General features: G+C 60.7%; 21 protein-coding genes. 9 read left to right on the top strand and 12 right to left on the bottom strand.

The annotated features are described in order from the left end of the window. The first annotated feature begins 135 nt into the window (after positions 1 to 135). From BLR63_RS25060 to BLR63_RS25045, 5 genes are all read left to right on the top strand, one after another. Positions 136 to 3,609 carry a T6SS effector BTH_I2691 family protein gene (locus BLR63_RS25060; RefSeq protein ID WP_083365972.1) on the top strand — a complete coding sequence of 1,158 codons (3,474 nt, stop codon included), beginning with the start codon at positions 136 to 138 and terminating at the stop codon, positions 3,607 to 3,609. A gap of 12 nt (positions 3,610 to 3,621) precedes the next feature. Continuing rightward, positions 3,622 to 4,374, top strand: coding sequence for a hypothetical protein (locus BLR63_RS31985; RefSeq protein WP_010566001.1), 753 nt, complete (start codon positions 3,622 to 3,624; stop codon positions 4,372 to 4,374). A gap of 27 nt (positions 4,375 to 4,401) precedes the next feature. Then, positions 4,402 to 4,791, top strand: coding sequence for a hypothetical protein (locus BLR63_RS31350; RefSeq protein WP_130926133.1), 390 nt, complete (start codon positions 4,402 to 4,404; stop codon positions 4,789 to 4,791). A 12-nt stretch (positions 4,792 to 4,803) separates the two neighbouring features. Next, positions 4,804 to 5,553, top strand: coding sequence for a hypothetical protein (locus BLR63_RS25050; protein ID WP_010566000.1), 750 nt, complete (start codon positions 4,804 to 4,806; stop codon positions 5,551 to 5,553). Between the two features lie 165 nt (positions 5,554 to 5,718). Further along, entirely contained in the window at positions 5,719 to 6,348 is a 630-nt protein-coding gene (locus BLR63_RS25045; RefSeq protein WP_010565999.1) for a glutathione S-transferase, read from the top strand. Positions 6,349 to 6,382: 34 nt separating this feature from the next. Here the strand turns inward: BLR63_RS25045 and rloA2 are convergent, their stop codons facing one another. Continuing rightward, on the bottom strand, positions 6,383 to 6,883 hold the full coding sequence (gene rloA2 / locus BLR63_RS25040; RefSeq protein ID WP_010565998.1) for a retropepsin-like aspartic peptidase RloA2: 501 nt from the start codon (positions 6,881 to 6,883) through the stop codon (positions 6,383 to 6,385). Between the two features lie 172 nt (positions 6,884 to 7,055). Between rloA2 and BLR63_RS25035 the strand changes: the two genes are divergently transcribed. Next, a complete protein-coding gene (locus BLR63_RS25035) occupies positions 7,056 to 7,946 on the top strand; it encodes an acyltransferase (protein ID WP_010565997.1) in 891 nt (296 codons plus the stop codon). On the opposite strand, the gene BLR63_RS25030 is transcribed toward BLR63_RS25035, so the two are convergent. From BLR63_RS25030 to BLR63_RS24990, 9 genes are all read right to left on the bottom strand, one after another. After that, positions 7,943 to 8,515: a DUF2780 domain-containing protein gene (locus BLR63_RS25030; protein ID WP_010565996.1), complete on the bottom strand. Its 573-nt coding sequence runs from the start codon at positions 8,513 to 8,515 to the stop codon at positions 7,943 to 7,945. The genes BLR63_RS25035 and BLR63_RS25030 overlap by 4 nt on opposite strands. A 232-nt stretch (positions 8,516 to 8,747) precedes the next feature. Continuing rightward, positions 8,748 to 9,947 carry a formaldehyde dehydrogenase, glutathione-independent gene (gene fdhA, locus BLR63_RS25025; protein WP_010565995.1) on the bottom strand — a complete coding sequence of 400 codons (1,200 nt, stop codon included), beginning with the start codon at positions 9,945 to 9,947 and terminating at the stop codon, positions 8,748 to 8,750. 184 nt (positions 9,948 to 10,131) lie between these two features. Beyond that, positions 10,132 to 10,989: a formyltetrahydrofolate deformylase gene (purU, locus tag BLR63_RS25020; protein ID WP_010565994.1), complete on the bottom strand. Its 858-nt coding sequence runs from the start codon at positions 10,987 to 10,989 to the stop codon at positions 10,132 to 10,134. A gap of 123 nt (positions 10,990 to 11,112) precedes the next feature. After that, entirely contained in the window at positions 11,113 to 11,745 is a 633-nt protein-coding gene (locus BLR63_RS25015) for a sarcosine oxidase subunit gamma (RefSeq protein ID WP_010565993.1), read from the bottom strand. Between the two features lie 123 nt (positions 11,746 to 11,868). Continuing rightward, complete coding sequence (locus BLR63_RS25010; protein ID WP_010565992.1) at positions 11,869 to 14,886, bottom strand: sarcosine oxidase subunit alpha; 3,018 nt, start codon at positions 14,884 to 14,886, stop codon at positions 11,869 to 11,871. Beyond that, a complete protein-coding gene (locus BLR63_RS25005; protein ID WP_010565991.1) occupies positions 14,883 to 15,185 on the bottom strand; it encodes a sarcosine oxidase subunit delta in 303 nt (100 codons plus the stop codon). Before BLR63_RS25005 ends, BLR63_RS25010 begins: the two co-directional genes overlap by 4 nt. Positions 15,186 to 15,200: 15 nt before the next feature. Then, the gene (locus BLR63_RS25000; protein WP_003209185.1) at positions 15,201 to 16,451 is read right to left on the bottom strand and encodes a sarcosine oxidase subunit beta; all 1,251 of its coding nucleotides are present in this window, start codon (positions 16,449 to 16,451) and stop codon (positions 15,201 to 15,203) included. Between the two features lie 22 nt (positions 16,452 to 16,473). Then, on the bottom strand, positions 16,474 to 17,727 hold the full coding sequence (gene glyA, locus BLR63_RS24995; RefSeq protein WP_010565990.1) for a serine hydroxymethyltransferase: 1,254 nt from the start codon (positions 17,725 to 17,727) through the stop codon (positions 16,474 to 16,476). Between the two features lie 236 nt (positions 17,728 to 17,963). After that, positions 17,964 to 18,692: a TraX family protein gene (locus BLR63_RS24990; protein ID WP_042947072.1), complete on the bottom strand. Its 729-nt coding sequence runs from the start codon at positions 18,690 to 18,692 to the stop codon at positions 17,964 to 17,966. 90 nt (positions 18,693 to 18,782) lie between these two features. Here BLR63_RS24990 and BLR63_RS24985 point away from each other — a divergent pair, with 90 nt between their 5' ends. Further along, on the top strand, positions 18,783 to 19,823 hold the full coding sequence (locus tag BLR63_RS24985; protein ID WP_010565988.1) for a threonine aldolase family protein: 1,041 nt from the start codon (positions 18,783 to 18,785) through the stop codon (positions 19,821 to 19,823). 54 nt (positions 19,824 to 19,877) lie between these two features. Here the strand turns inward: BLR63_RS24985 and BLR63_RS24980 are convergent, their stop codons facing one another. After that, on the bottom strand, positions 19,878 to 21,695 hold the full coding sequence (locus BLR63_RS24980; protein WP_010565987.1) for a flavin monoamine oxidase family protein: 1,818 nt from the start codon (positions 21,693 to 21,695) through the stop codon (positions 19,878 to 19,880). A gap of 265 nt (positions 21,696 to 21,960) precedes the next feature. Here BLR63_RS24980 and BLR63_RS24975 point away from each other — a divergent pair, with 265 nt between their 5' ends. Next, entirely contained in the window at positions 21,961 to 23,406 is a 1,446-nt protein-coding gene (locus BLR63_RS24975; protein ID WP_010565986.1) for a purine-cytosine permease family protein, read from the top strand. Then, entirely contained in the window at positions 23,403 to 24,221 is an 819-nt protein-coding gene (locus BLR63_RS24970) for a nitrilase-related carbon-nitrogen hydrolase (protein WP_010565985.1), read from the top strand. Before BLR63_RS24975 ends, BLR63_RS24970 begins: the two co-directional genes overlap by 4 nt. Before the next feature lie 3 nt (positions 24,222 to 24,224). Here BLR63_RS24970 and gbcB read toward each other — a convergent pair whose 3' ends face one another. Beyond that, positions 24,225 to 25,325, bottom strand: a complete 1,101-nt coding sequence (gbcB, locus tag BLR63_RS24965; protein WP_010565984.1) for a glycine-betaine demethylase subunit GbcB — start codon at positions 25,323 to 25,325, stop codon at positions 24,225 to 24,227. Positions 25,326 to 25,389 lie beyond the last annotated feature (64 nt).

Here is a 25,389-nt window from a genome sequence, read left to right as displayed (position 1 = left end):
TATAAGCAGTTGATCCATATGGCTATTTATTAAGTTGGCACGGCACTTGATAAAGGTTTGATGAACTCGCCCATCGGGCAACGTCATTTATGCCGCCTAACCATCTATGGTCATCGAGATCAACGAGGAAGTGTGATGAGTCCACCCGCAACCCCCGCCCAACTCAGACAGGCCTACCGCAACCAGGAATTCCAGAACGTCTCCATGACCCGTGGCCAGTGCCCGTTGATGCAAAAGGAAGTGGCGATTTTCCCGGTGCGATATGCCCTGGATGAGTCACCGGAAAAAGGCAGCGCCCAAGGCCCTCATCCGCTACCCGCCAACTGGTCCGGCAGTACCTTGCCGCCCTTGAAAAGCCGCAGTTACACCCTGCGCCAACTGCGCGACGGTTGGGTGTATGTGTGGGACAGCAGCGCCAAAATCCTGCATGAGTATGAGGTCCAGGGGGAGATGTTCATCCCTCACACCTGGCCCGACAACGACGACCCCGACCATCCGGGAGCGGCCCGTCCTTACCTGCTCTACCCCCGCGACAGCCAACTGCATATCGCCTATTCCCCCGTGCAATGGACCCTGCGCCTGTGCGAGCTGATACGCAGCCACGAAACCCAGCAGACCCAATGGATGCGCAAGGTCGACCTGCCGGCCTACTGCACCCAGGCCCACATCGACCACGGCGCGCCCATCACCGAACTGGGCGACAGCGTGGCGGACATCCTGGCTTGGGGCGAAACGGCCCCGACCTTCACCAGCACGCTGTTACCCACCCAGCCCACCAGCGCCGACGCGCCGTTCAAGCCGGCCTTCGAGGCCGCCCTGGTGCGCGGCCGGGTTCCGGCGCAGGACACCGCCCTGTTCGTCGCGCTGGACGACCCCTTGGCGCTGGTCGACGACCTGAACATGAACCTGATCGGCCGGCTCATGGAGCAAAGCCAGTTCGAGGCCCTGCACCAACACACCCTGCAAAGCGCCTTTGCCGTGCAGAACTTATGCGGCCTCGACGTCAAAGCATTGATTCCAAAGGCCATCACTGACCCCCTCCAACGCCAGGCCTACACCGACGACCTGTACATGCTGCTGGACGCCCATGATCAAGTACAGCGCGGCAAGGACCATGTCCCGGGCTTTGAATCCAACCTGGCCGAGTGGGCGGGCGCCTCGATCATGAGTGCTGCCCACCAACGTTTCATTGCCCGATGGGGAACACTGCCCGAGCGAACGGCCTGGCGCACCGCGCTCGATGAATGGTACGCCAGACGTTTGTGGCGCGAGGATGTGCGGTTCGATGAAGTGCAGCAGTACCTGAGCCAGACCACCCGCGAAGCCTTGCAGTTGCAGCAACATATCCAACGCAGTGAAGCCGACCTGATCACCTGGCTCGATCAACTGGCCCCCCACGCCGAAGCCGTCTACCACGACCCGTGCGAAGCCGGTCAAGCCAGCCTGCTGATGGAAACGGCCCACGCCCTCTACACCGCACTGGGTAACGCCGAGGCCGGGCAACAGTGGTTGTGCGAGCAAGCCAAAACGCCGACCCGCCTGTTTGGCCTGGCACTGTTCAACTTCAACCCGGAAATCGCCGCGTTGATCAGGCAAGTGACCCACAACTTCAGCACCACCGGCAGCCTCGACGCCCTGGGCCGCGAGGGCGATGGCACTTCCCCAGCCCTGTCGCCCACCTCCGCCGGCGACGCCACCAGCCTCGTCACCCGCAGCACCGAAATCAAAGCCGTGTTCGACCTCGAGACGGTCAAGCACAGCGCGGTCTATCAGGCCATGAGCAGCGTCGCCAAAGCCACCATGAACACCCTGATCGACGTCGCCAACGACCACGCCCGCTATGCCTGGCACAGACTGAGCAGCGCGTTGTTACCGGCGATGAAACAGCACCTGGCACTGACCCTCGCCGCCACCCAGGTGCTGTTCTCCACCGAAATTGCCAGCTCGACCCAACTGACCTTCAACCCCACCTACCAGCGCGACTTCCAGGCATGGCTGCGAGAAGTGAAGGCCTTGCACGACAAAATCGACATCACCCGCCAAATCCTCAGCCGTCCCGGCCACGCCCACAACCACCGCACCGCGCGCCACGCCCTGCAAAACCACGAAGCGCAACTGAAAATCCTCTGGCTGGACCGCCCCAATCAAATCACCGCCAAAGCCTCCGGCAGCACACGCCTGGGTATCGACCCGTGGACAATCAACACATGGCTCGCCGACCTGGGGCCATCGGAAGTGAAGGCCCAACTGAAAGTAGCCGGAACCCACGCCTACAGCGTCCGCACCCACGCCTGGATAAACCAGAACCTGGGCAACGCCCTGCCGGTTTTACTGGTGGGCTTGAACCTGTGGAACCTGTTCGAAAGCGCGAACAACGCCGCGAACGACGGACGGTTTACGGCGCAAGAATGGCGGGTGATGGGCGCGAATGCGGCGTATACGGCGAACGCGATTGTGGCGTTGTGGGTGGGGCCGGCTTGGAGTCGGGCGGGGAAGATGGTGGCTGAGGTTGGTAGTAAAACTTTCAGTCTGGCTCAAGCGGGATATACCGAATGGTTAAACGAAGCCAAAGCAGCTTCACGTGGTAGCGCTCAAGCAGCAGTTGCACATGAATTTGCAGCTGCTTCAAAAAGTTTGATTTTACGGACTGTGACTTGGGCGGCTTTTGGGGCGATTGCGGCGGGGTTGGAGGCTTGGCAGATTTCCGAGGATGCCAGTTCGGCCACCAGTGAAGAAGAAAACACGTTACTTTGGGCAAAATTTGGTGTGGTCATTGGAATGTCAATTACCGCATCCATTCAACTAGTCGGCGCAGGTCTTGGCTATTGGTTTGGCTTTGCTTGGGTGATGTCCACTCCCGTAACGATCATTTTGGCGGTTTTGGGAATCGCATATTTAATAATCTCCATGGCTGCCAACCGCTACAAACGCGAAGGGCTGCGCCTACGGTTATACCGCTGCAATTGGGGACGCGGAGCAGAACCTAAATGGCTGGGCGACGAGGGGCATAAAAAACAGACGTACGCCTTACTGGAAACCCTGCAACGCCCCAGCGTTTTGGCAAGAGCCTTGTATCACGGTGGCGGTAGTACGCCGAGAACATGGCTGGGGTTCTGGGTCCAGATCCAGTTGCCTATTGCGGTGGCGGGCGAAGAAGTGACCTTGCAACCGGCCATGATCGAAACCACGTTTTTGCGCTCCGAGAATAGGCTGCGAGCCATGCCCATTGGTTTTTACGAACAATTTCTCAATGGCAATTGGGTTGATCCAACACAGCTTGGACAACTGCCCAACGGCCCCGGCGGCAAACCCAATCCGGCCGATTTCACTTATACCAAAACCGAACAACACCGACTTTGGCAAGTGTGGATTGGCACACCTATAGACGATCCCATCCTTGAACTCGAGATCAAGTATCCGCCTGGGGTGCTTCAACGAGGGGATGGGCGCGGTTATATATTTCGGGTGGCGCTTGGATGGTCCACAAGTGAAGCAGACCGGCTTAACACTGCCTTTAGTGGTGAACTAAAAGAAGAAGATGGCATCGTGCTTAGCCAAAAAGCGACACAGCCGCTAAAACTAATCCCTCCAAAAAAACCAATTAAATGAACGAGTTCCATTATGCTTAATTTCGACAAAGCACTTGACCTTCCGCCACAACTTCAGTGGAAGTATGCAAATGAGCCAGAACTGATGACATGGTCAATCCGCGCGCGCAACTACAACACATTTGTTGCCAATCTAATGTTTTCATTTATGGCTACCGTAATACTCGGAGCAACATTGATTATGTACTCGGTTTACGAGGGCATGAGTCAATCCTGGCGTATATCTTCGTGCATTTTCTTTTTTTCTCTGATGTTACTTGTTCTTCTGAGTGTTACTCACCAACGAATGAATTTTGCCTATCGTTTTACCCGCTCTGGAATAGAGTGCTGCGAATGGAAAGACTTCCCAAAGTGGGCATTGACATTCCTGAAATGGTTTTCCGGGATCGCTGCGATTATTTTTATCTATTTGGCGACCATTGACCCGACATTCTTGATTGGTGCTCTGATTGGACCCGGTAGTATGGGGCTGATGTATTTGTCGATGGCGCACTCTAAAACCTACCAACAGATGCAGACGCAATACCATCACTTAATGTATGAATGGAAAGATTTCACACAACTAGCAATTGCAACCAATAGAGAAGTAGTGGACTTGAAATTTTGTCACTTTGATCCACGCCTTGGGCGAATAGTGAAATGGAATCTCAATATCTTCTGCAAACGCAAACAAAAAGAAGCGGTAGCAAACTTCATCAAGCCCTATCTATCTCCAGGCGTACCGTTCATCAAAGCCAAGGTAAATGTCCCCATGAGCACTGACTAATTGCGCTCCGAGAATAGGCTGCGAGCCATGCCCATTGGTTTTTACGAGCAATTTCTCAATGGCAATTGGGTTGATCCAACACAGCTTGGACAACTGCCCAACAGCCCTGGCGGCAAACCCAATCCGGCCGATTTCACTTATACCGAAACCGAACAACATCGACTTTGGCAGGTGTGGATTGGCACACCTATAGACGATCCAATCCTTGAACTCGAGATCAAGTATCCGCCTGGGGTGCTTCAACGAGGGGATGGCCGTGGTTATATATTTCGGGTGGCGTTTGGATGGTCCACAAGTGAAGCAGACCGGCTTAACACTGCCTTTAGTGGTGAACTAAAAGAAGAAGATGGCATTGTACTTAGCCAAAAAGCAATACAGCCATTAAAACTAATCCCCCCCAAAAAACCAATTAAGTGAACGAGCCCTATTATGTTTAATTTCAGCAAACCACTTGACCTGCCGCCACAGCTACAATGGAAGTATGCAAATGAGCCAGAACTGATGACATGGACAATCCGTGCGCGCAACTACAATACGTTTATAGCCAACGCGATGTTTTGGGTTTGCTTCATCGCCATAACAGCCGGCTCAATTTTTTTATATCGAAGCACGAAAGAATATCTAGTCTTCAACGCAATATCAACTCTACTATTTTTCATTATCGTCAATGCCGCTTTAATATCGATGACCCACCAACGAATGAATTTCGCCTATCGTTTTACCCGCTCAGGAATAGAGTGCTGCGAATGGAAAGACTTCCCAAAGTGGGCATTAACATTCCTGAAATGGTTTTCCGGGATCGCTGCGATTATTTTTATCTATTTGGCGACCATTGACCCGACATTCTTGATTGGTGCTCTGATTGGCCCCGGTAGTATGGGGCTGATGTATTTGTCGATGGCGCACTCTAAAACCTACCAACAGATGCAGACGCAACACCACCACTTAGTGTATGAATGGAAAGATTTCACACAACTAGCAATTGCAACCAATAGAGAAGTAGTGGACTTGAAATTTTGTCACTTTGACCCACGCCTTGGGCGAATAGTGAAATGGAATCTCAATATCTTCTGCAAACGCAAACAAAAAGAAGCAGTAGCAAATTTCATCAAACCCTACCTATCTCCAGACGTACCCTTCATCAAAGCCAAAGTAAATGTCCCCATGAGCACCGATTAGTCATCACCAAACCCGCCATGGCTGGCCACCCGGATCAACATCGCCAATAACCACGCCCACGGGACAGAGGGCATGGGCTTGTTATAGAGCGTTGCGTAAAACCCGATGCGCTGCGTTATCGTTGACGTTCTTCGCGAGCACGCTCGCTCCTACAGAGGAATGTCCATGTCTGTGCCCAGCATGACGTTGTTTCACAATCCCGCTTCGCCGTTCGTTCGCAAGGTCCGTGTGTTGCTGATCGAGACCGGTCAGCAGGACCGCGTGGCCTTGTTGGCCTCTATGCCGTCACCGGTCGCCCCCGACGCGCAATTGGTGCAGGGCAACCCTGTGGGCAAGATCCCGGCCCTGCGTCTGGCCGATGGCAGTGTGGTGCATGACAGCCGGGTGATTCTCGATTATCTCGACCATCAGCACGTCGGCAACCCGTTGATCCCCCGCGACGGTTCGGCCCGCTGGCGGCGTCTGACTCTGGCCTCGATGGCCGACGGCATCATGGATGCGGCCGTGTTGGTGCGTTACGAGAGCGCGCTGCGTCCGGTGGAAAAGCATTGGGCGCCGTGGCTCGATGAGCAGCGCAACAAAATCCGCCGCACCCTCGCCGAGTTGGAGCAGGACGCCATTGCCGAGTTGGCCAGCCACTTCGATGTCGCGTCGATCAGCGTGGCGTGTGCCTTGGGTTATCTCGATTTCCGCCATCCCGATATGCACTGGCGCGCGGACAATCCCAAGCTGGCCGCCTGGTATGCCGAGGTCGGCCAGCGGCCTTCGATGCTGGAGACTCAGCCGCCAGTGTGAGGCGGGCAACTGCGGATCTGTGTGGATTGGTCCGTCAGCAGTCCGGTTTGTTGGCGGTGTAGCGACGCGCCGGGTTCACCGCTGCGCCGAATTCACGCAGGGCCTTGGCGCCGATCAACAGCGGGTAGTTGAAACTGCTGCGGTCGGTGAGGTTGACCTCGACGGTGCGCTTGATGTTGCCCAGGCACATTTCCAGGTCGATGACCGGGCGCTTGGCCACGCTGGTTTCGTCGTTCTCCTCGTCTTCGTCGGCGCGGCTCTTGATCTTGCTGATGCGCGACACCTTGTGTTCATACACCTTGTTACTGACGTCCTTGCCGCTGAGACGGAAGCGCACCCATTCGTCGCCATCGCGGGTGAAGGTCTCGATGTCGCGGGCCGACAGCGAGGCGGTCAGCGCGCCAGTATCCATCTTGGCCTTGAAGGTTTCGCCGATCTCCGGCAACTGGATGTATTCGTAGCGACCGTAGACGGTCGGTTCGGCGGCCATGACCGGCAAGGCCGCCAGGGCGAGCGAGGCAAGGAGCAGTTTCACGAAGTGATTTCCTCGGAAAGAAGTGGACGGATTCTAGACCGCAAACACAGCACTTAGTTAGTTCTGCCACCCTACCCGGCACATTGTGAAACATTCGTGCAGCGATTTGCGATTTGGCCTCTCGACGCGGCTCTCTTATGATGGCCCGCCCACCAGAGTCCAAGAGTTGCTTATGCGCCGCCTGCTCACCGGCTGTTTCGTCACCCTGCTGCTGTTGCTCAACACCTTGGTGCTGTTCGGCCCCTTGATGGTGTTTGCCGTGCTCAAACTGCTGGCCCCCGGCCGTTATCGGGACTACGCGTCCTGGGCGGTGATGTGGATCGCCGAGACCTGGGCCGAGATCGACAAACTGATCCTCGCGCGGTGCATCCCGACCCAATGGGACATTCGCGGCGGCAGCGACCTGCGCCGCGACACCTCTTACCTGGTGATCAGCAACCACCAGTCCTGGGTCGACATCCCCGCACTGATCCAGGCCCTCAACCGCCGCACGCCGTTCTTCAAATTCTTCCTGAAAAAAGAACTGATCTGGGTACCGTTCCTGGGCCTGGCCTGGTGGGCGCTGGATTACCCGTTCATGAAGCGCTACACCAAGGCGTTCCTGGCCCGGCACCCGGAGCTGGCGGGGCAGGATCTGAAGATCACCCGGCAAGCGTGCGAGCTGTTCAAGCGCCAGCCGGTGACGGTGGTCAATTACCTGGAAGGCACGCGATTCACCGAAGCCAAGCGCACGCAGCAAGCCTCACCGTTCGCCCGCCTGCTCAAGCCCAAGGCCGGTGGCGTGGCGTTTGTGCTGGCGGCGATGGGTGAGCAGTTGGACGCGGTCCTCGACGTGACCGTGGTGTATCCACAGGCAAAAATCCCGGGGTTCTGGGACCTGATCAGCGGCGCGGTGCCAAAGGTGATCATCGATATCCACACCCGCGAGCTGGACCCGGCTTTATGGCAAGGGGATTACGAGAACGACCCGGCGTTTCGCCAGAGCGTCCAGAACTGGGTCAACCAGCTCTGGACGGAGAAGGACGCGCGCATCGAACAACTGCGCGCGGAACATCAGATTTAATTACCGGTGCCCCAGGCCTGGGCCAGTTTGCCCAACACGGAACTGCTGGCGCCCTGGCCGCCCAGGTATTGCAGGATCACCGGGGCAAACTGGCCGATCATGCCGCTGTCCATGCCCAGGGCGCTGAACGCGGTGTTCAAGTCGTTGGTGTCTTTGACGTTACCCAGCAGGCTGTCCAGGCCGCTGGTCTTGCTGCCGCCGGTCTGGCCGAGCATGCCGCTCAAGGCGCCGAGGCTGCCCAGGGCATTGTTGCCCGACAACTGATCGAGCCCCGGCACGCTCTTGCCCAGTTGCGAATAGTCGTTACCGCTCAGTTTGTTCTTGGCCAGGCCCAGCATGGCGCCGGTGCCGCCCACGGCCTGTTCGGGGGTGACGTTGAGTTGCGAGGTCAGGGCGCTCAGCAGGCCGGCCGTCTCGGACGACGGTGCGGCGGCGGCAGCTTTGTTGTTGCCCCCTTGCATGCCGGAAATCGCATTGGCCGCATCGCCGAGGCTGAACCCGGCGGCGAACACCGGACTGGCGGCCAGGCTGATCAGGCAGGAAAGGGCGAAACCGCGTGAAATCTTCATCGAAACAACCTCTGGATATAGGGGCAAAAGCAGGCGTTTGACTGGCGATTCGCCATATTGTTCCAAGCCGCCTGGGAACCCCATGTAGGAGCGAGCTTGCTCGCGAAAATCGTCAACGATAACGCGGTCACCTGACACCCCGTGGCGGCCTCAGGTTTTTCGCGAGCAAGCTCGCTCCTACAGGCCACCGGATGCAGAAAGGGCGACCCGAGGGCCGCCCTTTCATTTGGCTTTACGCCGCACTGAACAACTTGTGTGGATCGATCACAAACTTCTTCGGTACGCCCGCGTCGAACTCGCCGTAGCCACGGGGCGCGTCATCCAGGCTGATCACCTGCACGCCGACGATTTCCGCGATGTTGATACGGTCCCACATGATCGCCTGCATCAACTGGCGGTTGTACTTCATCACCGGCGTTTGCCCGGTGTGGAAGCTGTGGGATTTAGCCCAACCCAAACCAAAGCGAATGCTCAGGCTGCCCATTTTCGCAGCGGCATCCACCGCACCGGGATCTTCGGTGACGTACAGGCCCGGGATACCGATCTTGCCGGCTACGCGCACCACGCCCATCAGCGAGTTGAGCACCGTTGCCGGAGCTTCCGCCTTGACGCCTTCGTGGCCGTGGCCGCGGGCTTCGAAGCCCACCGCGTCAACGGCGCAGTCGACTTCCGGTTCGCCCAACAACGCAGCGATCTGTTCGTGCAGCGGGGTGTCCAGGGACAAGTCGGCGATTTCGAATCCCTGGGCCTTGGCATGGGCCAGGCGGATCGGGTTGACGTCGCCGATGATCACCACCGCCGCGCCCAGCAGGCGTGCCGACGCGGCAGCGGCCAGGCCGACCGGACCGGCGCCGGCGATGTAAACGGTGCTGCCCGGGCCAACACCGGCGGTGACCGCGCCATGGTAGCCGGTGGGGAGGATGTCGGAGAGGCAGGTCAGGTCGCGGATTTTCTCCATGGCCTTGTCGCGGTCCGGCAGTTTCAGCAGGTTGAAGTCGGCGTACGGTACCAGCACGTATTCGGCCTGGCCGCCGGTCCAGTCGCCCATGTCGACGTAACCATAGGCGCCGCCGGCACGGGCCGGGTTGACGGTCAGGCACACGCCGGTGTGTTGCTCTTTGCACGAGCGGCAGCGGCCGCAGGCAACGTTGAAGGGCACCGAGACCAGGTCGCCGATTTTCAGGTTTTCGACATCGCTGCCCTTCTCGATCACTTCGCCGGTGATCTCATGACCGAGCACCAGCCCGGTCTGGGCGGTGGTGCGGCCGCGCACCATGTGTTGGTCGGAGCCGCAGATATTGGTGGAGACCACGCGCAGGATGACGCCGTGCTCGATCTTCCTGCCACGGGGGTCCTGCATTTTGGGATAGTCGATTTTCTGTACTTCGACTTTGCCGTTGCCGAGATACACGACACCACGATTACCAGACATGCTTTCACCTCGCTGTTGTTTTTATGGAAGCGCGTTGCCCAGGCAGGCAGCGCGTTGAGTGCTCGGGTTGCAGATGCTGTTTTTGCGTTGTGGATGAGGGCCTTATCGGGAGCAAGCCCCCTCCCACATTTGAAGGTATTCACAAATCAACATGTGGGAGGGGGCTTGCTCCCGATAGCGTCAGTCAGAGCACCACCGTCCGATTGGCGTTCAAAAACACCCGCCGCTCAATGTGATACCCCACCGCCCGGGCCAGAGTCAGCCCCTCGATATCGCGCCCCTTGGCGATCAAATCCTCGGGGTAATGACTGTGATCCACCACCTCCACGCCCTGGGCGATGATCGGGCCTTCGTCCAGGTCGTTGTTGATGTAATGCGCCGTGGCGCCCACCAGCTTCACGCCCTTGTTGTACGCCTGGTGATACGGCTTGGCGCCCTTGAACCCCGGCAACAACGAGTGGTGAATGTTGATCGCCTTGCCATCGAGCTTGCGGCACAGCTCCGGCGACAGCACTTGCATGTAGCGCGCAAGGATCACCAGTTCCGCGCCGGTGTCTTCGATCACTTGCCACACCTGACGCTCCTGGGACGGTTTGTCGTTGGGGTCCAGGGGGAAATGGTAGTAGGGAATCTGGTGCCAGTCGGCCAAGGGCTTGAGATCGGGGTGATTGGACACCACCGCGACTACGTCCATTGGCAGTTGGCCGATGCGCTGGCGGTACAGCAGATCGTTGAGGCAGTGATCGGCCTTGGACACCATGATCACCACTTTGGGCCGATAGTTCGGCGCCGTCAGCTCGAAGACCATACCAAAGGCTTCGCCGCGCGTGGCCAGGCCGGCGCGGAATGCCTGCTCGTCGAAACCGTCGGGCTGACGGAATTCCACGCGAATGAAAAACCGGCTCGAGAGGCGGTCATCGAACGAATGGTGCTCGGTGACATAGCACCCCTGCTCGAACAGATAGCGGGTGACCGCATCCACCGTGCCGAGCACGCTGGGGCAGTCGGCAGTCAAAATCCATGTATCGGGTGCGCGGCTCATGACAGGTCACTCCTCAAGCAAAGCCCGGCCTCACCCACCACCCACCCCACTCCTGTAGAAGCGAGCTGGCTCGCTCCTACAAGGTGGGGGTATGGGCCGCAAGTGAGGGGGGCGGGCGTCATATCAGGCTTGAACACTCAGACCGAATTCGGCCGAGGCGTCCTGCAGCCACAACCACCAGTAATCCGAGAAGCTGCGACGAATCAGCAGTTCCCAGGTGTCTTCGGCGGTATGGCGGATCACCAGCTGCGACTTGGCGAACACCGTGCCCACCGCCTTGCCCACCGGGAAGTTGTTGGGGTGCACGTCGTAGCTGGTGGATTTCATCAGCACATCGCGCACGTTCGGGCCGCTGAGTTCGAGGATCTGCTGGCCGCCGCTGACGTTGACGATCTGGATATGCAGATCGCCCAGGGCGGCGCGCAGGTTTTGTTCGGCGGCGAATTCTTCGCCGCTCGGCACCACCAGCAACCACTCATCCGGGCCGAGCCATTGCAGGCTGGTGTCGCCCTTGACGATCACCTTCAAGGCGCCGGGCAGTTCGATGCCCAGGGCCTTGTGCACGCCGGCGGCGAACGCGGCATCGTGGCCGTCGCCTCGAATCGTCAGGTGGCCGAGAAGTTTCTTTTCACGCACGGTCACGCCGGCGTTCCTGCGGCCCTTGCCGACCAGGCTGGCGAGGTCGGCATGGTGCAGCGAGGACTCGGCCTTGGCCCCGGTGGTGGGGCGTTGTTGGTAAACGTTGGCTGCTGTCATAGAGCACCTTTGCTGAATTCTGTTGTGTGGCTACTGGCGTCATCGGGGGCAAGCCCCCTCCCACATTTGGAATGCATTCCCCTGTGGGAGGGGGCTTGCTCCCGATGGCCGCGCCTCGGTCTATCAGATGTTCTGGCGATCGCCTTTCGGGTCGAAGAACACCGAGGACACGATCTCCGCCTCGATCACGCTGCCGTCCACCTGAGGCGAAAACACCCGCTCGCCGATGCGCTTCAAGCCGCCCTTGACCACACCCAGGGCAAACGAATAGCCCAGGGAGTTGTGCGCATAGCTCGAGGTGACGTGGCCGACCATCTTCATCGGGATCGCCTGCTTCGGATCGAACACCAGTTGCGCGCCTTCCGGCAGCCACACTTTCGGATCGATCGGTTTAAGGCCTACCAACTGCTTACGCTCTTCGCGCACGCAGTCTTCACGGTTCATGCCGCGCCAGCCGATCCACGAGAACGGTTTGGTGCGCCCGACGCACCAGCCCATGTTCAGGTCGTCCGGGGTCACCGAACCGTCGGTGTCCTGGCCGACGATGATGAAACCCTTCTCGGCCCGCAGCACGTGCATGGTCTCGGTGCCGTAAGGGGTCAGCTTGTACTTTTTGCCGGCCTCGACGATTTTCTCCAGCACGCCCATGGCGTAGTCGGCCTGTACGTTGACCTCATAGGACAGCTCGCCGGTGAACGAGATGCGGAACACTCGCGCCGGTACGCCACCGACCAGGCCTTCCTTCCAGGTCATGAACGGGAAGCCGTCCTTGTCCAGGTCGATGTCGGTCACTTCACTGAGCAGCTTGCGGCTGTTGGGGCCGGACAAGGTCATGGTCGCCCAGTGGTCGGTGACCGAGGTGAAGTACACCTTCAGGTCCGGCCATTCGGTCTGTTGGTAGATTTCCAGCCACTGCAGCACACGGGCGGCGCCGCCGGTGGTGGTGGTCATCAGGAAGTGGTTGTCGGCCAGGCACGCGGTCACGCCGTCGTCGAAGACCATGCCGTCTTCCTTGCACATCAGGCCGTAGCGCGCCTTGCCCACATCGAGCTTGGTCCAGGCGTTGGTGTAGATACGGTTGAGGAACTCGCGGGCATCCGGGCCCTGGATGTCGATCTTGCCGAGGGTCGACGCATCCAGCAGGCCGACGCTGTCGCGCACCGCCAGGCATTCGCGTTTGACGGCGGCATGCAGGTCTTCACCGTTGCGCGGGAAGTACCACGGGCGTTTCCACTGGCCGACGTCTTCGAATTCGGCGCCGTTTTTCACATGCCAGGCGTGCAGCGCGGTGTAGCGCACCGGCTCGAAGATGTGCCCACAGTGACGGCCCGCCACCGCGCCGAAGGTGACCGGCGTGTAGTTGGGACGGAACATGGTGGTGCCCATCTGCGGGATGGTCACGTTCAGCGAGCGCGCGGCAATCGCCAGGCCGTTGACGTTACCCAGCTTGCCCTGGTCGGTGCCGAAGCCCAGCGCGGTGTAGCGTTTGACGTGCTCGACCGACTCGAAACCTTCGCGGGTCGCCAGTTCAATAGCGGCGGCGGTGACGTCGTTCTGCAGGTCGACGAATTGCTTCGGCGCCCGTGCGGTGCCTTTTTCGTGGGGCACCTGGAACAGTGCCAGGGTCGGCTCTTCCAGACGGCTCAAGACTTTCGGCAGTGTGCCTTCCACTGGTGCAAAACCGGCTTCGCTGGCCGCGCGCACGCCGCCTTCGAAACCATCGGCCAGGGCATCGCCCAAGGCGTACACGCCGTTGATACCACCGACGCACACACGTTTCTGCGGGGCTTCGCCGGGTACGAAACCAAGGATGTCTTCGCGCCAGATCGGCTTGCCGCCCAGGTGCGAAGCCAGGTGGACCACCGGGCTGTAGCCGCCGGAACTGGCCACCAGGTCACAGTCCAGCCACTCGCCGGGGCTGGTGACGGTATGCGCTTTGACATCGATGGCGGCCACACGGGCGCCGGTCACGTGCTTGCTGCCACGGGCTTCGATCACGGCGCTGCCGGTGAGGATACGAATGCCTTTGGCGCGCGCTTCTTCCACCAGCGCGCCACGTGGGTTGTGGCGCACATCGGCCACGGCGACCACTTTCAGGCCGGCGTCGAACCAGTCCAGGGCCACGCGGTAGGCGTGATCGTTGTTGGTCGACAGCACCAGTTTTTTACCCGGCGCCACGCCGTAACGGCGCACGTAGGTCGAGACCGCGCCGGCGAGCATGTTGCCCGGCACATCGTTGTTGCCGTACACCAGCGGACGCTCGCACGCGCCAGTGGCCAGCACCACGCGCTGGGCGCGCACACGGTGGATACGCTGGCGCACCTGGCCGATCGGCGCGCGGTCGCCGAGGTGATCGGTGAGGCGCTCGTGGATGGTCAGGAAGTTATGGTCGTGGTAGCCGTTGACGGTGGCGCGGGGCAGCAGCACCACGTCCGGCAGGGCTTTGAGTTCGGCGATGACGCTGGCGACCCATTCCGCCGCAGGCTTGCCGTCGAGGCTTTCGCGGGAGTCGAGCAGCGAACCACCGAACTCTTCCTGCTCATCGGCGATGATCACGCGGGCACCGCTGCGCGCGGCGGCCAGTGCAGCGGCCAGACCGGCAGGGCCGGCACCGACCACCAGCACGTCGCAGTGACGGTTGAAGTTGTCGTAGGTGTCCGGATCGTTCTCGGTCGGCGAGCGGCCCAGGCCTGCGGCCTTGCGGATGTACTTCTCGTAGGTCATCCAGAACGATTGCGGGTACATGAAGGTTTTGTAGTAGAAACCCGGCGGCATCAGCTTGCCGCCGACCTTGCCGAGAATACCCATCACGTCGTTGTTGACGCTCGGCCAGCCGTTGGTGCTGGTGGCGACGAGGCCCTGGTACAGCGCCTGTTGCGTGGCGCGCACGTTGGGAATCTGGGTGGCTTCGGTGGCACCGATCTGCAGCACCGCGTTGGGCTCTTCGGCGCCGGCGGCAAAGATGCCCCGTGGACGCGAATACTTGAAGCTGCGACCGATGATGTCGACGCCGTTGGCCAGCAGGGCAGCGGCCAGGGTGTCGCCTTCGAAGCCTTTGTAGGTCTGGCCGTTGAAGCTGAAGGTCAGGACCTTGTTACGGTCGATCCGGCCACCGTTGGACAGGCGATTGATCTGGCTCATACCTTCTCTCCAGAAGCCTTGGCGGTGAATTGCGGCTTGGTGCCTATCTTGTAGGTTTCAAGAATTTCGTAGGTGACGGTGTCGCGGGTGGCGTTGAAATACTGACGGCAGCCGGCGGCGTGGATCCACAGCTCGTGGTGCAGGCCACGGGGGTTGTCACGGAAGAACATGTAATCGCCCCACTGCTCGTCGGTGCAGGCACCCGGGTCCAGCGGGCGCGGGATGTGCGCTTGGCCGGAGGCGTGGAATTCCTCTTCGGAGCGCAGTTCGCCACAGTGAGGACAGAAGATATGCAACATAGGAAATTTCTCCTGTTAGTGGGCGACGGCCGCGGCGCCGTGTTCGTCGATCAACGCACCGTTGTGGAAACGGTCGATGGAGAAAGGGGCAGCCAACGGGTGCATTTCACCCTTGGCCAGGCTCGCGGCAAATACGTTGCCTGAGCCGGGGGTGGCCTTGAAGCCACCGGTGCCCCAACCGCAGTTGAAGAACATATTCGGTACCGGGGTCTTGGAGATGATCGGGCAGGCATCCGGCGTGGTGTCGACGATGCCGCCCCACTGCCGGTTCATGCGCACGCGGGACAACACCGGGAACATCTCGACGATGGCCTGGATGGTGTGTTCGATCACCGGGTACGAGCCGCGCTGGCCGTAGCCGTTGTAGCCGTCGATACCGGCACCGATCACCAGGTCGCCCTTGTCGGACTGGCTGATGTAACCGTGTACGGCGTTGGACATGATCACGCTATCGATGATCGGCTTGATCGGCTCCGACACCAGCGCTTGCAGCGGGTGGGATTCGATCGGCAGGCGGAAACCGGCGAGCGAGGCCATGTGCCCCGAGTTACCGGCGGTGACCACACCGACGCGCTTGGCGCCGATAAAGCCCTTGTTGGTTTCCACACCGATGCACACACCGTTTTCCTTGCGAAAGCCGATCACTTCGGTCTGCTGGATCAGGTCCACGCCCAACGCATCGGCGGCGCGGGCAAAGCCCCAGGCCACCGCATCGTGACGGGCCACGCCGCCGCGCCGTTGCACGGTGGCGCCCATGACTGGGTAGCGGGTGTTCTTGGAGCAATCCAGGTACGGAATTTCGTCCGCCACCTGTTTGGCATTGAGCAGTTCGCCGTCCACGCCGTTGAGGCGGTTGGCGCTGACGCGACGCTCGGAGTCACGGATGTCCTGCAGGGTGTGGCACAGGTTGTACACGCCGCGCTGGGAGAACATCACGTTGTAGTTGAGGTCTTGGGACAGGCCTTCCCACAGTTTCATCGCGTGTTCGTACAGGTGCGCCGACTCGTCCCACAGGTAGTTGGAACGCACGATGGTGGTGTTGCGCGCGGTGTTACCGCCGCCCAACCAGCCTTTCTCGACCACGGCCACGTTGGTGATGCCGTGTTCCTTGGCCAAGTAGTAAGCGGTCGCCAGACCATGCCCGCCACCGCCGACGATGACCACGTCGTACACCTTTTTAGGCGTCGGCGTGCGCCACATCTTCTGCCAGTTTTCGTGGTGGCTGAGGGAGTGCTTGAAGAGGCCGAAGCCCGAGTAGCGTTGCATAGTCATTACTCCAAAACCGCGCTCAGCGATAAACCGGGAAATCAGCGCACAGGGCCGACACGCGCTTGGCCACATCCGCCTCGACGTCGGCGTCGCCGAGGTTGTCGAGGATGTCGCAGATCCAGCCGGCCAGTTCGATGCATTGCGGCACTTTGAAACCGCGTGTGGTCACCGCCGGCGTACCGATACGCAGGCCCGAGGTCACGAACGGCGACTGCGGGTCATTCGGCACAGCGTTCTTGTTGACGGTGATGTGGGCACGACCGAGGGCGGCGTCCGCCTCTTTGCCGGTGAGGCCCTGACGGATCAGGCTGACCAAGAACAGGTGGTTGTCGGTGCCGCCGGACACGACATCGTAGCCACGGTTAATAAACACGCCGGCCATGGCCTGGGCGTTGTCGATCACTTGTTGCTGGTAGGCCTTGAAGCCAGGTTCCAGGGCTTCCTTGAAGCACACCGCCTTACCGGCGATCACATGCATCAGCGGGCCGCCCTGGGCGCCGGGGAAGACCGCGGCGTTGAGTTTCTTTTCAATCGCTTCGTTGGCCTTGGCCAGGATCAAACCGCCCCGTGGACCGCGCAGGGTCTTGTGGGTGGTGGTGGTGACCACGTCGGCGTAAGGCAGTGGGTTCGGGTACAGACCGGCAGCCACCAGGCCGGCGACGTGGGCCATGTCAACGAACAGCAGCGCCCCGACCTTGTCGGCGATGGCGCGAAAGCGTGGGAAATCCAGGGTCTTGGAGTAGGCGGAGAAACCGGCCACGACCATCTTCGGCTGGTGTTCGACGGCCAGGCGCTCGACTTCGTCGTAGTCGATCAGGCCGGTGTCGGTGTTGATACCGTATTGCACCGCGTTGTACAGCTTGCCCGAAGACGACACTTTCGCGCCGTGGGTCAGGTGGCCGCCGTGGGCCAGGCTCATGCCGAGGATGGTGTCGCCGGCGTTCAACAGCGCCAGGTACACCGCGCTGTTGGCGGACGAACCGGAGTGCGGCTGCACGTTGGCGTAATCGGCGCCGAACAACTGCTTGGCGCGTTCGATGGCCAGGGCCTCGACCTTGTCGACGTGTTCGCAGCCACCGTAGTAGCGCTTGCCTGGGTAGCCTTCGGCGTATTTGTTGGTCAGGCCACTGCCCTGGGCTTGCATCACACGCTTGCTGGTGTAGTTCTCCGACGCGATCAGCTCGATATGATCTTCCTGGCGCTGCTCCTCGGCATTCATCGCCGCCAGCAGTGCATCGTCATATCCCTGAATCTGGTCTTGTTTGCTGAACATCGCGTCTCTCCCAGCCTTTCGTATTGTTGAGGCCCGTGCAGGGCCCTTTGATGCGATGGTAGGGCTGGCGCCTGCAGGTCAAATGCCTATGGACGCCACGCAAAGGTGCGTTTACGACATTGCTGGAACAACGCAGAACAAATGTGGGAGGGGGCTTGCTCCCGATAGCGGTGGATCAGCTTGCACATGCCATGGCTGACCCACCGCTATCGGGAGCAAGCCCCCTCCCACAAGGATCAGGCGATGATCGTGCGGACGAGTAGCAGCAGCAGGAAATGCGCGGGATAGAGCGCATACGCCCAGCGGCGCATGGCCGGCGGCGTGGCGTTTTTGGCCTGTCGCAACAGGAGCAGGCCCGCCAATGGCGCGATCAGGCAGGCCGCCAAGCCCATCAGCGCCAACGGCGTGCCGTTATCGAGCAGGATCTGCCATTGATTGGCCGCCACACACACCAGCCCCGGCAACATGCTGAAATACCATGGCCGGCTGAACACCAACAGCATCGCCCACGGCAGCAATACACCGAAGAAGCCGAACATCAGTTGGGTGGAAAACACCGCGCCTATCGCCAGGGCGATCAGCGCCAATCCTCGATCAACCGCGGCCTTCTGCTGCCATCCTCGGGCAACCAGCAGACCCAGGGCCAGAGTCGGCAGTACGTTCAACGTATCGGCATCCTCGATAAACAGGCGGTACGGCACCTCACTGATTAGGCTGAACAGCAGCAACCAGCCCAGGTAGCGCCATTGACCGCTGACTGCGACGTGGCGCACCCGATGCAAATTCGCCGCAATCGCCAGGCAAAACCACGGGAACGCCAGGCGCCCCGGCACATACAGGCCATCCAGGCTCAAGCCGACGTAGCGCAGGTGATCGAGCACCATGCTCAGCAGCGCCAGCCACTTGAGCAAATCCAAAGCGCCATCTCGGACGCGTCCGACAGGCATCGTTTCAGTCGCGTGCATAATTCCCCAATGACTTTGCATTTACAGTGCGTGCGCACCCCAGACAATCTTGGTTAAAGTGCGCACCAACATCGACCACAGGAATGGGCCATGACCGACAAGAGCCAACAGTTCGCCAGCGACAACTATTCCGGCATCTGCCCGGAAGCCTGGGCCGCCATGGAACAAGCCAACCACGGGCACCAGCGCGCCTATGGCGATGACGAATGGACCCACCGCGCCGCCGACGGCTTCCGCAACCTGTTCGAGACCGACTGCGAAGTGTTCTTCGCCTTCAACGGCACCGCGGCCAACTCCCTGGCGTTGTCCTCCCTGTGCCAGAGCTACCATAGCGTGATTTGCTCGGAAACCGCCCACGTCGAAACCGACGAATGCGGCGCGCCGGAGTTTTTCTCCAACGGCTCCAAGCTACTCATCGCCCGCACCGAAAACGGCAAGCTGACCCCGGACTCGATCCGCGAGATCGCCCTCAAGCGCCAGGACATCCACTACCCCAAACCCCGCGTCGTCACGCTGACCCAGGCCACCGAAGTCGGCAGCGTGTACACCCCGGAAGAAATCCGCGCCATCAGCGCCACCTGCAAGGAACTGGGCCTGAACCTGCACATGGACGGCGCCCGCTTCGCCAATGCCTGCGCGTTTCTCGGCTGCTCGCCGGCCGACCTGACCTGGAAAGCCGGAGTCGACGTGCTGTGTTTTGGCGGCACCAAGAACGGCATGGCGGTGGGCGAGGCGATTCTGTTCTTCAACCGCGACCTGGCCGAAGACTTCGACTACCGCTGCAAACAGGCCGGCCAACTGGCCTCGAAGATGCGCTTCCTCTCCGCCCCGTGGGTGGGCCTGCTGGAAAACGACGCCTGGCTCAAGCACGCACGCCACGCCAACCACTGCGCACAATTGCTGAGCAGCCTGGTGGCGGACATTCCCGGCGTGGAATTGATGTTCCCGGTGCAGGCCAACGGCGTGTTCCTGCAACTCTCGGAACCGGCCATCGCCGCACTGACCGCCAAGGGTTGGCGCTTCTACACCTTCATCGGCAAAGGCGGCGCGCGCTTCATGTGTGCGTGGGACACCGAAGAAGCGCGCGTGCGGGAACTGGCGGCGGATATTCGTGAAGTGATGTCGAGCTGAAACCCCCATGAACGCAATGCCTGCACCTGACAGGCATTGCGTAGGATCGCCCCGTCACAGCGCCATCGGCTTGAGCGCCTCCCATTGGTCGATGGGCCCGGGGTTGTGCAGATAAGCCCCGCCCGCAAACACCACGGCCAACTTGTTCACCGCATTGAGCGCGGTGGTCACCGCCCCTTCGGCCCAACCGCCCGTCCACGACACATCGTCGCCGGCCAGGATGAAACCGTCGGGATTGCCCTCGCCGACCCCGCTCATGAACTGGGAAAACAAGCGGCGCTGATACTCGTACTGCCCCGGCAGGTTCATCTTGAACGCGCAGAGAAAGAACGGCTGCTCTTCCCAGTTGATCTCCACGAACGGGTCTCTTGCGGCGAAATGCGCAGCCAGGTTCAGGTTGGCCCCTCGGTACACCTCATCGAGCAACGAGGTACAGAGTTCGACATGGGTCGGTAACGGCGCCACACGCTCGCCGAGAAATTTCAGGCTGTCGTCATTCCAGGTGTAGGACAGGAAAATCCCACTGCCTTTGTAGCCCCCCGTACTGGCGGAATAATCCAGCAGATAGGTGCCTCGGGTAATCCGATCGGACAAGGTGACGCTCATTTTGTAACGCCCGTCGGGGCCGGTTTCTTTCCAGAAGGGTTGCGTGGTGGCGGCGAAGATCTTCGCCGACTGCATGTAGTGGGTGTACATCACGGCTTCCCAGGTTTCCCTGGGGAACAAGCTGTCCATCGCCGCCAAACGGTCCCTGCCGCCCATGTAGCGAAACTTGTCGAGAATCCGCACGTGGGGCGTATACACCACGCTGTCAAAGGCGTGACGCGTGCCCTGCCCCAGTTGCGTATCGTAGATAAACACCTCAAAGCTGCCATCGGCCTGGCGCTCGATCTGACGTACTTCCTGGTTGAACGGCCGGGCGATGACCTGCTCGCTGAGCATCTGCACGGTGGTGGTGGCGGGCCAGTGCACCATCACATCGCCCAGGGCCTGCGGGGAACGATTCCACAAGCGGGTGGGCAATTGCGACGAGCCGTCGTACATCAAGGTGTGGTTGGTATCCAGCCCGGTGTACAGCACTCGCAACACTTCCAGAAAGCAATTGGGGTAATCAGTGTTCCAGCCACCGGTGCCGAAGCCTATCTGGCCGAACAGGTCGATGTCCGCACGCGACCACCCCGCTTTCTCGACCAGGGCGGAAAAGAAACTGAGGTTGTCCCAGCCGGCCTCCAGGATGGCGTTCCAGATCGATTTGATCAGCGCCTGATCAATCGCGCCTTCGGACATGGCCTGCTCCATCTCGGTGAACCGGATCGGATCGGTTTCCAGGAACACCTCGAAAAAAAGCCGCTCGATTTCCTGGTACTCGGCAGGCAAGTCGCTGCCTTCGTAGTAGGTCTGCGTATTGTTGTAATCGACCACCGTGCTGGCCGTCGCCGGTGAGCCCGGATTGGGAAAATCGGCGGAGTTGGCAGTCATGCCCACCTTGTCGAAGTAGTGCATCAGCGCTTTGCCCGACTGGGGAAAACGCATGGCTCCCAGCTCGCAAATCACTCGCTTGGCCGGATCGTCCGGATCGCCGGCCACATGGGCATAGAGCCGCCCGCCGATGCGGTCCGAGGCTTCGACCAGCACCGGGTGCAAGCCCATGCGCATCGCCTCATAGGCCGTCACCATGCCCGCGACCCCCGCCCCCACAATCAGCACTTTTCGCCCGCGCGCAGCAGCAGGCACATGGGCCAGGGTGGAAAGGGAGTCACGCGCGGTCTGCAAATAGCGGGCGTAATGGAAGGGAAAGTCCGGAATCAGCGCGGTGACGTCCTGGCTCAGCAGGCGCGGGGCGCTTTTGACGCGGGAAGGGATAGCCGACATGACGATGCCTCCTTGCCGGTTGGAAGAATGTCCACCCCGAATACAAGGCCAAGGCGACTGCGACGCAGCTGAATTTCAGCTTAGAACAGCCCCCCGCACGCGCTTATATCGCTTGGAGATAACCCCGCGGCGGTTCCATCCACCCGATGAAAAATCCATTACTTAAGGAAAGTCTGAAGTAATTATTTGCCCCCCGCGATTCAATTGAATCGCTGCTTACCCGATGCTCCGACGCTCAATCACCATAAAAACAAACCGTGAACCTATGAATGCTTCCTCTGACAAGACGCCACCTTCCGCCGCCACCGGCCTGAAAATCGAAACCCGTTCCATCGACTACGTGCCGCGCCATGAACGCCACGGCAAAGTCTGGCACCAAGGTCCGTTCTGGTTCACGGGTAACTTTGTCCTGACCACCATGATCACCGGTTTTACCGGCGCGGCCCTGGGTCTGGGCCTGGTGTACGCGATCCTGGCGATCGTCATCGGCGTGGGCCTGGGCACGTTCGCCATGGCCTTCCACGCCAACCAGGGCCCGCGCATGGGCTTGCCGCAGATGATCCAGTCGCGCGCCCAATTCGGCCTGCGCGGGGCGATTGTGCCGTTCATCGCGGTGATCTTCGTGTACATCGGCTTCAATGTGTTCAACGTGATTCTCGCCACCGATGCCATCAACACCGTGCTGCCGGGCAGCCGGGCGCCGTGGTATGCCTTGATGATCGTGCTCGCCGTGGTGATTGCGGTGATCGGCCACGACTTGCTGCACACGGTGCAACGCTGGCTGACCTACGTGATGATCAGCGTGTTCGCGGTGCTGACCGTGGCGGCGCTGATGACTCTGCAGGCCGATGCCGCAGTGGCCGGTGCACACTTCTCCTGGTCGGCGTTTCTGATTCAGCTCTGCGCTGCGGCCGGTTATCAGATCAGCTACGCGGTCTACGTGTCCGACTACTCGCGCTACCTGCCCCATCACACCCCCTCGCGCAGTGTGATTTTCTGGACCTACCTGGGCGCCGCCGGCTCGGCCCTGTGGCTGATGTCCCTCGGCGCATTCCTGGCCTCCGCCCTGCCGTCGCCCGACGCCATCGGCAGCGTGCGCGAGGTGGGCAACCAGCTGATTCCGGGCTTCGGCACCTTCACCGTGCTGATCGCGGTGCCGGCGCTGATTGGCATCATGGCGGTCAACTGCTACGGCGCGATGCTCACCGGCATCAGTGCCATCGACGGTTTCGTGAAGATCCGACCGCGCCTCAAGAGCCGCGTGATCGGCATCGGCCTGGTGGCGGTGGTGATTTTCCTCATCGCGTTGAGCATTCCCGACAGCTACCTGGCCAGCTTCAACACCTTTGTGCTGCTGATGCTGTATTTCCTGGTGCCATGGACGGCGGTCAACCTGGCGGATTTCTATGTGGTGCGCAAAGGCCAATACGCCATCAGCGACATCTTCAACCCCGCCGGCATCTACGGCCAATGGGGCAAAGCGGGCCTCGTCGCCTATGGCCTGGGCATGGTGTCGATGATCCCGTTCATGTCGCTGAGTTTCTATGAAGGTCCGGTCGCCAGGGCGCTGGGCGGCGCCGACATCACCTTTGTCGTCGGCCTGGGCGTTTCCGCCGTGGTCTATTGCCTGATGAGTCGCAACCTCGACACCCTCGCAGAAGCGCGCGCCATCGCCGCCAGCGAAGCCCTGCTCGAAGGGCAACGCTCGTGAGTCACGTGCGGGTTGTCTGCCATCAACTGGCGCCGCGCCTGGGCGACGCACATTACAACCGCGCCCTCAGTGCCGAGGCCATCCGTGGCGCGGCGGCACTGGGCGCGCAGGTGCTGGTGTTGCCGGAACTCATGCAAAGCGGCTATGTGTTCAATGACGTACAGGAAGCGTATGCGCTGTCCGAGCCACTGGATGGCCCGACCCTGACCCTGTGGAAAACCCTGGCGAGCCAATTGAACCTGATCGTCGCGGCCGGTTTCTGCGAGCGCCTGGCCGACGGCAAGGTGGCCAACAGCGCGGCGCTGATCGAACCTGATGGGCCCATGACGGTGTACCGCAAGGCGCATCTGTGGGATCGCGAAAAGCTGATCTTCACCCCCGGCGATGCACCGCCGCCGGTGGTGGAAACCGCCGTCGGACGCATCGCGGTGATGATCTGCTATGACCTGGAGTTACCCGAGTGGGTCCGCCGGCCGGCCCTGGCCGGTGCCGACCTGCTCTGCGCGCCAGTCAACTGGCCGGATGGCCCGCGCCCGGCCGGTGAACGGCCGGGAGAAATCGTGCGAGTCCAGGCCAACGCGGCGGTCAACCGCCTGTTCATCGCCGCCTGCGACCGCCATGGCCAAGAGCGCGGCGTGGACTGGGTCGGCGGTTCGGTGATTGTCGATGCCGACGGTTATCCACAGGCGGGCGCGGTCGCGCATCCGGCCGAACAGCGCCTGGTGGCCGACCTGCCGCTGGCCCAGTCCAGAGACAAGTGCATCAGCGCCCACAACCATGTGCACCAGGACCGCCGCCCGTCGCTTTACCGTTGAGTGTCAGAAGTCGATGCGCACATCACCCTTCGGCACGCTGCAGCACGACAGGATGTAACCCTCGGCTTCGTCTTCCTCGGTAATCCCGCCGTTGTGCTCCATCTCGACCTCGCCCCCCAGTTTCATCACCTTGCAGGTGCCGCAGATCCCCATGCCGCAGGCCTTGGGAATCAACAACCCGAGCTTGGCGGCGGCGGCGTGGACGGTTTCCCCCGGTGCCACGCGGATGCTCTTGCCCGAGGCGATGAATTCCACTTGGTGCAGGTCCGCCAGGTCGACTTCCGGCGCGTCGGCGGCTTGTTCGGCTTGCTCCACCGCGTCGGCACGGGCTTCGGGCGGTGTGGCGCCGAAGGATTCCTCGTGGTAGCGCGCCATGTCGAAACCGGCCACTTCCAGCAGGCGTTTGACCGCGTTCATGTACGGCGTGGGGCCGCAGCAGAACACTTCGCGCTCGAGGAAGTCCGGCACCATCAGTTCGAGCATCTTGTGGTTCAGGTAGCCGCGATAGCCGGCCCAGGGTTCGCCCAGGCCGTGTTTTTCGCAGATCAGGTGCAGGCTGAAGTTGTCGATCCGCGACGCCATATGCTCCAGCTCGCGGTGGTAAATGATGTCCTTGGGCGAGCGCGCGCTGTGCACGAAGGTCATGTCGACGTTGGCATTGGTGTCGTAGAACCAGCGCGCCATGGACATCACCGGGGTGATGCCGACACCGCCGCTGAGGTACAGCACTTTCGGGCTTGGGAAGTCGATGGCATTGAACAGCCCGACCGGCCCGTGCACCGCCAGTTCCTGGCCTTCATGCAAGGTGTCGTGCAGCCAGTTGGAAACCCGCCCGCCCGGCACGCGCTTGATGGTCACCGAGAAGCTGTAGGGCACCGACGGCGAGCTGGAAATGGTGTAGGAGCGCATGATCGGCTGGCCGTCGATCTCCAGCTCCAGGGTGACGAACTGCCCTGGCTTGAAAAAGAACAGGATCGGCTGGTCGGCCATGAAACAGAAGGTGCGCACGTCCCAGGTTTCCTGGATGACTTTGACGCAACGGACAATGTGCCGACCATTGGCCCAGGTCTGTGTGGTTACTGGATTCAGGAAATTGTTGGACATGCTGTTCTCCACCGCCGAGGTCGGCCTTATGGTGGCGATTCTGCGTAACGCACGAACCACCCAT

This window comes from Pseudomonas extremaustralis (assembly GCF_900102035.1).
Taxonomy (GTDB): domain Bacteria; phylum Pseudomonadota; class Gammaproteobacteria; order Pseudomonadales; family Pseudomonadaceae; genus Aquipseudomonas; species Aquipseudomonas extremaustralis.
This window is presented reverse-complemented; position numbering and strand designations above follow the sequence as displayed.